9 protein-coding genes and 1 tRNA gene are annotated in these 8,298 nt (G+C 69.1%); 6 read left to right on the plus strand and 4 right to left on the minus strand.

Going from position 1 to position 8,298, the window contains the following annotated elements; all coding sequences use genetic code 11:
* The first annotated feature begins 42 nt into the window (after nt 1–42).
* Together NB3_RS30365 and NB3_RS30370 are read left to right on the plus strand one after the other, a co-directional pair.
* The gene (locus tag NB3_RS30365; RefSeq protein WP_157112097.1) at nt 43–666 is read left to right on the plus strand and encodes a TIGR03085 family metal-binding protein; all 624 of its coding nucleotides are present in this window, start codon (nt 43–45) and stop codon (nt 664–666) included.
* 115 nt (nt 667–781) lie between these two features.
* Nucleotides 782–3,370: a DNA translocase FtsK gene (locus NB3_RS30370; protein WP_067810084.1), complete on the plus strand. Its 2,589-nt coding sequence runs from the start codon at nt 782–784 to the stop codon at nt 3,368–3,370.
* A 6-nt stretch (nt 3,371–3,376) separates the two neighbouring features.
* Here the strand turns inward: NB3_RS30370 and NB3_RS30375 are convergent.
* Nucleotides 3,377–3,453: transfer RNA gene (locus NB3_RS30375), tRNA-Leu, on the minus strand.
* Nucleotides 3,454–3,745: 292 nt separating this feature from the next.
* Complete coding sequence (locus NB3_RS30380) at nt 3,746–4,570, minus strand: class I SAM-dependent methyltransferase (protein ID WP_067810086.1); 825 nt, start codon at nt 4,568–4,570, stop codon at nt 3,746–3,748.
* A 128-nt stretch (nt 4,571–4,698) separates the two neighbouring features.
* Here NB3_RS30380 and NB3_RS30385 point away from each other — a divergent pair, with 128 nt between their 5' ends.
* Nucleotides 4,699–5,679, plus strand: coding sequence for a TerC family protein (locus NB3_RS30385; protein ID WP_067810088.1), 981 nt, complete (start codon nt 4,699–4,701; stop codon nt 5,677–5,679).
* Nucleotides 5,680–5,682: 3 nt separating this feature from the next.
* Here the strand turns inward: NB3_RS30385 and NB3_RS30390 are convergent, their stop codons facing one another.
* Nucleotides 5,683–5,967: a YciI family protein gene (locus NB3_RS30390; RefSeq protein ID WP_067810090.1), complete on the minus strand. Its 285-nt coding sequence runs from the start codon at nt 5,965–5,967 to the stop codon at nt 5,683–5,685.
* Between the two features lie 26 nt (nt 5,968–5,993).
* A complete protein-coding gene (locus tag NB3_RS30395) occupies nt 5,994–6,560 on the minus strand; it encodes an amino-acid N-acetyltransferase (RefSeq protein WP_067810092.1) in 567 nt (188 codons plus the stop codon).
* A gap of 142 nt (nt 6,561–6,702) precedes the next feature.
* On the opposite strand from NB3_RS30395, the gene pgsA reads away from it, so the two are divergent.
* From pgsA to NB3_RS30410, 3 genes are all read left to right on the plus strand, one after another.
* Nucleotides 6,703–7,362, plus strand: coding sequence for a CDP-diacylglycerol--glycerol-3-phosphate 3-phosphatidyltransferase (pgsA, locus tag NB3_RS30400; protein ID WP_067810094.1), 660 nt, complete (start codon nt 6,703–6,705; stop codon nt 7,360–7,362).
* Nucleotides 7,359–7,886 carry a CinA family protein gene (locus NB3_RS30405; RefSeq protein WP_067810118.1) on the plus strand — a complete coding sequence of 176 codons (528 nt, stop codon included), beginning with the start codon at nt 7,359–7,361 and terminating at the stop codon, nt 7,884–7,886. Before pgsA ends, NB3_RS30405 begins: the two co-directional genes overlap by 4 nt.
* Before the next feature lie 110 nt (nt 7,887–7,996).
* Nucleotides 7,997–8,298: helix-turn-helix domain-containing protein (locus NB3_RS30410; RefSeq protein ID WP_244892150.1), on the plus strand; the 302-nt coding region annotated here is incomplete at its 3' end.

Genomic DNA, 8,298 nt, shown 5'->3' on the forward strand with positions numbered 1-8,298 from the left:
GCCGCGCGGCGGCGGGGCCGAGTGGTCGGTATGTTCGGGACTGTGAATATGGCACAGCGAGAGCGCCGAGGGATCGTCGAGGCGATGCGGGCAGCGGGGCCGGACGCGCGGACGCTGTGCGGTGCGTGGACCGTGCGAGACCTGGCCGCCCACTTGGTGGTTCGCGAGCGACGGCCCGACGCCGCGCCGGGCATCCTGCTGAAGCCGTTCGCGGGATATCTCGAGCGCGTGCAGGCGAAGGCGGCGCGCAAGCCGTTTCCCGAGTTGCTCAAGCTGGTGCGTACCGGTCCTCCGTTGTGGTCGCCGCTGCGGCCGGTCGACGCGGTGGTCAACCTGTCGGAGATGTTCGTCCATCACGAGGACGTGCGCCGCGCCGCGCCCGACTGGCAGCCACGCGAACTGCCCGCCGCCGACGAGGACCAGCTGTGGTCGGTGCTGCGCAAGATGGCCAGGATGGCCTACCGCAAGGCGCCGGTCACGGTCGAGCTGGTGACGCCGGACGGCAGGCGGACGGTGGTGCGGTCGGCGTCCGAGGACGTCGTCACGCTCACCGGCAAGCCGTCGGAACTGGTGTTGCACGCCTTCGGCCGGGACGAGGTACGGCTGGAGACCTCCGGCTCTCCCGAGGCCGTCAAGGCCGTTCTCGAGTCGGACCGCTCGGTCTGATTTCCGCGTCGTCGCCCGGTCGAGGACGCACGGGACCGGCGAAAAGCCGCTAGAGGCGCTACGGCACCAGTGTTGCGGATGGTTTCGATGGGGCGATTGCGGCTAGCCTGGGGCCATGGCAGGTAAGTCCCGCAGCACCACGACGACTCGGGCGCGGGCGGGATCTGCGCGGGGGAGGACCAGCACGGCGCGTTCGCGCGGGGCCACGGCCCGCGCCGCGACGCCCCGGACCACCACCACGCCCCGCCGGCGCACCACCGCGGCCCGGCGTCCGGCGCGCCGCCCGTCCGACACGGCTCCGCTCGCGGTGCTCACCCGTAGCGTCGGCAGCGGCTGGACCATGCTGGCCCGTGGGCTCGGCGCGACCACGCGGGCACTGAGCCGCGCGGGCGAGATCGAACACGGGCATCGGCGCGACGGCATCGCCCTGGCGCTGATCGCGCTGAGCGCCGTGATCGCGGCGGCGGTCTGGTTGTCGGCGGGCGGCCCGATCGGCCACTTGGTCGAGGACGTGATCCGCGCGATCTCCGGATCGGCCTCCGCCGCTCTGCCGTTCGTCGCCTCCGGGCTCGCCGTCGTCCTGATGCGCACCGAGCCGCGCCCCGAGATCCGGCCCCGCCTGGTGCTCGGCGGCCTGCTGATCGGCTTGCCCGCCCTCGGACTGTGGCACATCGCCGCGGGCGCTCCCACCGACGCGCACGGGCGTTCCCGCGCCGCCGGTTTCGTCGGCTTCGTGACCGGCGGTCCGCTGACCGACGGCCTCACCGCCTGGCTCTCGGTTCCGATCCTGTTGCTGGCCATCGTCTTCGGCGCGCTGCTCGTGACCGGGACGACGGTGCGCGAGGTACCCGCCAAGCTGCGGCGCTACCTCGGCGCCGAGATCGACGACGAATACGGCGAATTCGACGGCGAGCGCCGGGACTACGACCCGGCCGACTACGACGCCGACGGATTCCCGGTGCATCGCGCCACTACGAAGCGGCGCGGTCGCACGCCTGCGGAGAACTACCCGCCCGACGAGTTCGGCGATCCCGACGCGGTCACCGAGTCGCTCGGCGAGCCCCCGCTGCGCGACGCCAAGCAGATCGCGGCCGAGGAACCCACGCCGAAGCCCAAGCCGAGGAAGCAGCGCCCCGCCGCGGTGGTGGAGGATCAGACGCCACCGCCGCCGAAACAGCTGGAGTTCGTCACCGACCGCGAGGTGGAAGGCGACTACACGCTGCCGCCGTTGTCGTTGCTGACCGATGGCGATCCGCCCAAGAAACGCAGCGCCGCCAACGAATCGATGATCGAGGCGATCACCGAGGTGCTGGTGCAGTTCAAGATCGACGCCGCGGTGACGGGGTTCGTTCGCGGCCCGACGGTGACGCGCTACGAGGTCGAGCTCGGCCCCGGCGTGAAGGTGGAGAAGATCACCGCGCTGGCGCGCAATATCGCCTACGCCGTGGCGACGGAGAACGTGCGGTTGCTCGCGCCGATCCCGGGCAAGTCCGCCGTCGGCATCGAGGTGCCGAACGCCGACCGCGAACTGGTCCGGCTGGCCGACGTGCTCAAGGCGCCTTCCACGCGCACCGACCACCATCCGCTGGTGATCGGTCTCGGCAAGAACATCGAGGGCGAGTTCGTCTCGGCGAACCTGGCCAAGATGCCGCACCTGCTGGTCGCGGGTTCCACCGGTTCGGGTAAATCGAGCTTCGTGAACTCGATGCTGGTGTCGCTGCTGCAACGGGCGACGCCGGACGAGGTACGGATGATCCTGATCGACCCGAAGATGGTCGAACTGACGCCCTACGAGGGCATTCCGCACCTGATCACGCCGATCATCACGCAGCCGAAGAAGGCCGCCGCCGCGCTGGCCTGGCTGGTCGAGGAGATGGAACAGCGCTACCAGGACATGCAGGCCAACAAGGTGCGCCACATCGACGACTTCAACAAGAAGGTGAAGTCGGGGGCGATCACCGCGCCGCTCGGCAGCGAACGGGTGTACCGGCCCTATCCGTACATCCTGGCCATCGTCGACGAGCTGGCCGACCTCATGATGACCGCTCCGCGCGACGTGGAGGACGCCATCGTCCGCATCACCCAGAAGGCCCGCGCGGCCGGCATCCACCTGGTGCTGGCCACGCAGCGGCCCTCGGTGGACGTGGTGACCGGCCTGATCAAGACCAACGTGCCCTCCCGGCTCGCCTTCGCCACGTCCTCGCTGACCGACTCGCGCGTCATCCTCGACCAGCCCGGCGCGGAGAAGCTGATCGGCATGGGCGACGGCTTGTTCCTGCCGATGGGAGCGGGCAAACCGACCCGGTTGCAGGGCGCGTTCATCAGCGACGAGGAGATCCACGCCGTCGTCGACTTCACCAAGAACCAGGCGGAGCCGGAATACCAAGAGGGCGTCACCGCCGCCAAGGCGGGCGAGAAGAAGGACGTCGACCCCGATATCGGCGACGACCTCGACGTCTTCCTTCAGGCGGTGGAACTCGTCGTCACCTCGCAATTCGGGTCCACCTCCATGCTCCAGCGCAAGCTGCGCGTCGGTTTCGCCAAGGCGGGGCGGCTGATGGACCTCATGGAGACCCGCGGTGTGGTCGGCCCGAGCGAGGGTTCCAAAGCGCGCGACGTGCTGGTGAAACCCGATGAGCTGGAAGGCTTGCTGTGGTCGATCCGCGGCGGCGGGGACGGCGAACCCGCCGAGTCGCCGGAATGATCCGGGTGGTTCCCTCGGCGAGATTCGAACTCGCATCTCCCGGAATCTAGGTCCGGCGCCTCTACCTGTTGGGCTACGAGGGATCGGTCGCACGAAAAAGGGGTCACTCCAGGCTGTTCGCCGCGGAGTGACCCCCTGTTCGGTACGGGTCTGTGAAAGACACGTTCAGGGGCGGCTCCGCGCGCTCGTGCGCCGAGAGGCGGACGAGGCCGATAGCACGACGCGGACATGCGACACATCGCTCGGCGACACCTGTCGCCCAGCCGTCGCGGTCATCGTCTCGCCTTCCTGTGGTCTGATCTTCGCGGCTCAGAAATTAGCACCGGATGCCGGTGTTGGGAACCGCTTTCGCGTCTCCGACGACACTACCCCGGTTCAGTTCTTTCGTGCCTGAAGGGTATAGCTCAACGGCAGCCTCTCCGGGTGCCGGGTCAGCCGCCATTCACCGTCTCGGCCCACCGACATCAGGCCGGGCAGCGCGTTCCACGGAACACTGCGATGTTCGACCAAGCCGGTCAGCGTAAGGCCCGCCGCGAGCAGTGCGGTCACGACCTCGCCGAGGCCGTGGTTCCATTCGTGCGTGGTGGTCCGGTTGAGCTGGACATCGGTCTCGACGTAGGTGGCGCCGTCCTGGAAGACCATCGGGTCGGGCGTCTCGAAGTACGGGTAGCCGACGACGAGCCTGCCGTCGTGGTCGTCGTCCATCGACCACAGCGCGGGATGGCCTTCCCGCAGGAACAGCCGTCCGCCCGGCCGCAACAGCCCGGCGACGACCTCCGCCCACCTGGCGACGCTCGGCAGCCAGCACAGCGCGCCGATGCCGGTGAACACCAGGTCGAATCGTGCTCCGCCGAGAGCGTCGACCGCGTCGTAGACGTCCGCCTCGACGAAATCGATCGGCGTCGCGGTCCGCTCGGCCAGCGACCGAGCCTGTGCCAAGGAGGCAGGGGAGAAGTCGAGTCCGGTCATCATCGCGCCGAGCCGCGCCAAGGACAGCGTGTCGGTGCCGATGTGGCACTGCAGGTGCACGCCGCGCAGGCCGGAGATGTCACCGAGCAGCGGGAGATCGAAGCGCACGACGTCGCTGAGGAAGGCGGGGTCGGTGACGAAGCGGTCGACCGCGTATTCGCGGGAGGCCACGTGCGCGGGAGCCCGTTCGTCCCAGTTCGCGCGGTTGAGGGTGCGGTAGTCGTCGGCCACAAGTGACGACTGTGGCACGAAGGGCCGGGTGAACGCATGTGGAATTATGGGTGGCAATCATCCCGCAATCACGCAGTAACGGACAAATCGGGCATTATGGACATCATGTTCTTCGATCGGCACACCGTATGCACGTAACCGCACTCGAATGGGCGGTCACCGTCGTGGTGATCCTCGGCCTGTTCGTCTTCGACTTCTTCGCCCATGTCCGCACCCCGCACGAGCCGACCTTCCGGGAATCCGGGTTCTGGTCCGCGGTCTACATCGGGCTGGCGCTGCTGTTCGGCGGCGTGGTCGCCTGGCAGTGGGGCTCGACCTACGCCGGGGAGTACTACGCGGGCTTCGTCACCGAGAAAGCGCTCTCGGTGGACAACCTGTTCGTCTTCCTGATCATCATGTCCACCTTCGCGGTGCCGCGGATCTACCAGCAGAAGGTGCTGCTGATCGGCATCGTGCTCGCGCTGGTCATGCGCGGCGCGTTCATCGCCGTCGGCGCGGCCGCCATCAGCGCGTTCAGTTGGGTGTTCTACCTGTTCGGGTTGTTCCTGGTCTACACCGCGGTCAAGTTGTTGCGGGAGAGCGGCCACGAGGTCGAGGTCGAGGAGAAACGAGACAGCAGGATCGTCGCGCTGGCCAAGCGGGTGCTGCCGACGACCGACGAATACGACGGCGACAAGCTGGTGACCAGGGTGGACGGCCGCCGGGTTGTCACGCCGCTGTTGCTGGCGCTGCTGGCCATCGGGTTCGCCGACCTGCTCTTCGCGCTGGACTCCATCCCGGCCATCTACGGCCTGACCGAACAGCCGTATCTGGTCTTCACCGCCAACGCCTTCGCGCTCATGGGCCTGCGACAGCTGTACTTCTTGATCGGCGGGCTGCTCGACCGGCTGGTGTACCTGTCCTACGGGCTGGCGGCGATCCTCGCGTTCATCGGCGTGAAGCTTGTGCTGCACGCCCTGCACGAGAACACGCTGCCGTTCGTCAACGGCGGCGAGCACGTCGCGGTCCCGGAGATCTCCACGGCCGTCTCGCTGGGCGTGATCCTGGTCATCCTGGTGGTCGCGACGGTCGCCAGCCTGCTCCGCACGCGGGTCCGAGCGGATCGGTAGCCGTCAGGGCGCGAAGGCGCCGAAGACCGGCGCCCACTCCACCGCGCGGACGTCATCGATGAGGTTCTCCCGCGCGAACGGATCCTGGGCGAGCAGGTCCTTCAGCTGCCCCGCGTCCTGCGCGCGGAACAGCAGCAGCGCTCCGGACCCGTCCGGGTACGGACCGCTGCTGAGCAGGGTCCCCGCCTCGAGCAGACCGGCCAGCCAGGCCCGGTGCTCGGGACGGTGGACGTCCCGGCCCGCGACGGTGGCCTCGGAGTAGACGTAGTGGACGGCGAAGATCGGCACGGGTATCGCTTCCTGTGGGGAGGGACTCAGAGCGTCAGCAGCATTCGGGTATTGCCGAGAGTGTTCGGCTTCACATAGCTGAGATCGAGGAATTCGGCCACACCGGTGTCGTACGAGCGGCACATCTCCGCGTACACCTCGGCGGTGACCGGCGTCCCGTCGATCTCGACGAACCCGTGCCTGCCGAAGAACTCCACCTCGAAGGTCAGCACGAACAGCCGCTCCAGCTCGAGTTCGCGCGCCACCTCGATCAGCCGCCGCACGATGAGCTTGCCCACACCGCCGCCCTTGACGTCGGGATGCACCGCGACCGTGCGCACTTCCCCGAGATCGGCCCACAGCACGTGCAGAGCACCGCAGCCGACCACGCGGCCGTCGAGTTCGGCGACCCAGAACTCCTGCACCGCCTCGTAGAGCGTGACCAGGTTCTTCTCCAGCAGGATCCGGCCTGCGTAGACGTCGACGAGACGCTTGATCTCGGGGACATCGGAGGTTCGCGCGCGTCGGACGACCGGGAGGGAGCTCTGCGCGGCCGAAGCCGCGCCCGGATACGCGTCGCTTGTCGAACCACCTAGTGGTCCCCGAGAGGTCATGGGGTGCACAGTAGTCGGCCCGGCTACCGATAGTCTGAACGTGTGCCGCAGATCCGCTCGTTCAGCTCACCGCACCGCGCCGTCCGGCGCGGCGGTCCGACGAGGCGGCTGTGAGCGAGCCGATCGCCGGTGAGGCGAAGGCATGAGCGTGCAACCCGACGAGACGGACCGCCCCTGGAGCGCGCCCGCCCCGCTGCGGCCCGGCTTCGCGCCCGCGCAGGCCGAGAGCGGACCGCCGCTGCTGAACATCGCGAACGTGCTCACCATGCTGCGTATCGCGATCGTGCCGCTGTTCGTCGTCGCGCTGTTCGCCGGGGATGGGCACCAGACCGGGTGGCGGATCGCCGCCGCGGCCCTGTTCGGCCTCGCCGCGATCACGGATCGGTTCGACGGGCAACTCGCTCGCAAATACGGCCTGGTGACCGATTTCGGCAAACTGGCCGATCCCATCGCGGACAAGGCGCTGATCGGGTCGGCGGTGATCGGGCTGTCCGTGCTCGGCGATCTGGCCTGGTGGATCACCTTGGTGATCTGCGGCAGGGAGATCGGCGTCACGCTGCTGCGCCTGGTCGTCGTGCGGCGCGGGGTGATCCCGGCCGGGCGCGGCGGCAAGCTCAAGACGCTGGTTCAATCGCTGGCCATCGCGATGCTGCTTTTGCCGCTGTCGGGCTGGGTCGCCGAGGTCGGCATGCTGCTGATGTACCTGGCGGTCGCGCTGACCGTGGCCACCGGACTCGATTACGTCGGTCAGGCGGCCCGGGTGTGGTTCGCGGGCGGGCCGGGGCGGAACCGCGGCGTATGAGTGATCCGCTGGTCGCCGAGGTGCCCGCCATCGAACTCGTTCGCGCGCTGGTGACGGTGCGGCAAACGGTGGCCACCGCGGAATCGCTGACCGCGGGCCTGCTCGCCGCGACCATCGCCGGGGTGCCCGGCGCCAGTGCGGTGCTGCGCGGCGGGCTGGTGGTGTACGCCACCGACCTCAAGCAGAGTCTCGCGGGCGTCGACGCCGAGGTCCTCGCGGCCGAGGGCCCGGTGGCGGCGAGCACCGCGGAACAGCTGGCCGTCGGCGCCCGCACCCGTTGCGGCGCGGACTGGGGTGTCGGGCTGACCGGCGTCGCGGGCCCCGATTCGCAGGACGGGCACCCGGTCGGCACGGTTTTCCTCGGACTGGCCGGTCCCGGGCATACCGAGGTGGTCCGGTTGAAACTCCCCGGCGACCGGTGGACGATCAGAATCGGTGCGACGCGCACGGCGGTGGCGGAATTGCTGCGGTGTGTGCGGGAGGCGGGCACGAACCCGGCCGACCGCGACGGGCGGAGCGGCTGAGTGTCCCGGCGGGAACCATCCGCCCCGGTTCCGTCGTTGTGCCAGAAAGAACGGCATGCGTGGGGTCGAAAATCGCGTCGGCCCGGCGACCGGGAGCGAAGGAGAACGAGATGACGCTGCTGCGAGAGGCGATCGGGGACAGTCTGCGGCGTGCGCGTCTCGCCCAGAACCGGACCTTGCGCGAGGTGTCGACGTCGGCGCGGGTGAGCCTCGGCTATCTCTCCGAAGTCGAGCGGGGCCGCAAGGAGGCCTCCAGCGAATTGCTGGCCGCCATCTGCGAAGCGCTGGACGTGCCGCTGTCGCGGGTGCTGTGGGATGTGAGCACGATCATGGCAGGCGTCGACGGACCGAGTGCCGGTGCGGACGAGGCCGCGACGGCCGCGGCCGAGCCGGAGCGGACCGCGGTCGAGCC

Origin of the sequence: Nocardia beijingensis NBRC 16342 (assembly GCF_001612785.1) — a bacterium.
GTDB lineage: Bacteria > Actinomycetota > Actinomycetes > Mycobacteriales > Mycobacteriaceae > Nocardia > Nocardia beijingensis.

Excerpts from the sequence above, each read along its gene's own strand:
- NB3_RS30370 (WP_067810084.1), top strand. The coding sequence starts at position 782 with ATGGCAGGTAAGTCCCGCAGCACCACGACGACTCGGGCGCGGGCGGGA.
- NB3_RS30385 (WP_067810088.1), top strand. The coding sequence starts at position 4,699 with ATGCACGTAACCGCACTCGAATGGGCGGTCACCGTCGTGGTGATCCTC.
- NB3_RS30395 (WP_067810092.1), bottom strand. The coding sequence starts at position 6,560 with ATGACCTCTCGGGGACCACTAGGTGGTTCGACAAGCGACGCGTATCCG.
- pgsA (WP_067810094.1), top strand. The coding sequence starts at position 6,703 with ATGAGCGTGCAACCCGACGAGACGGACCGCCCCTGGAGCGCGCCCGCC.
- NB3_RS30405 (WP_067810118.1), top strand. The coding sequence starts at position 7,359 with ATGAGTGATCCGCTGGTCGCCGAGGTGCCCGCCATCGAACTCGTTCGC.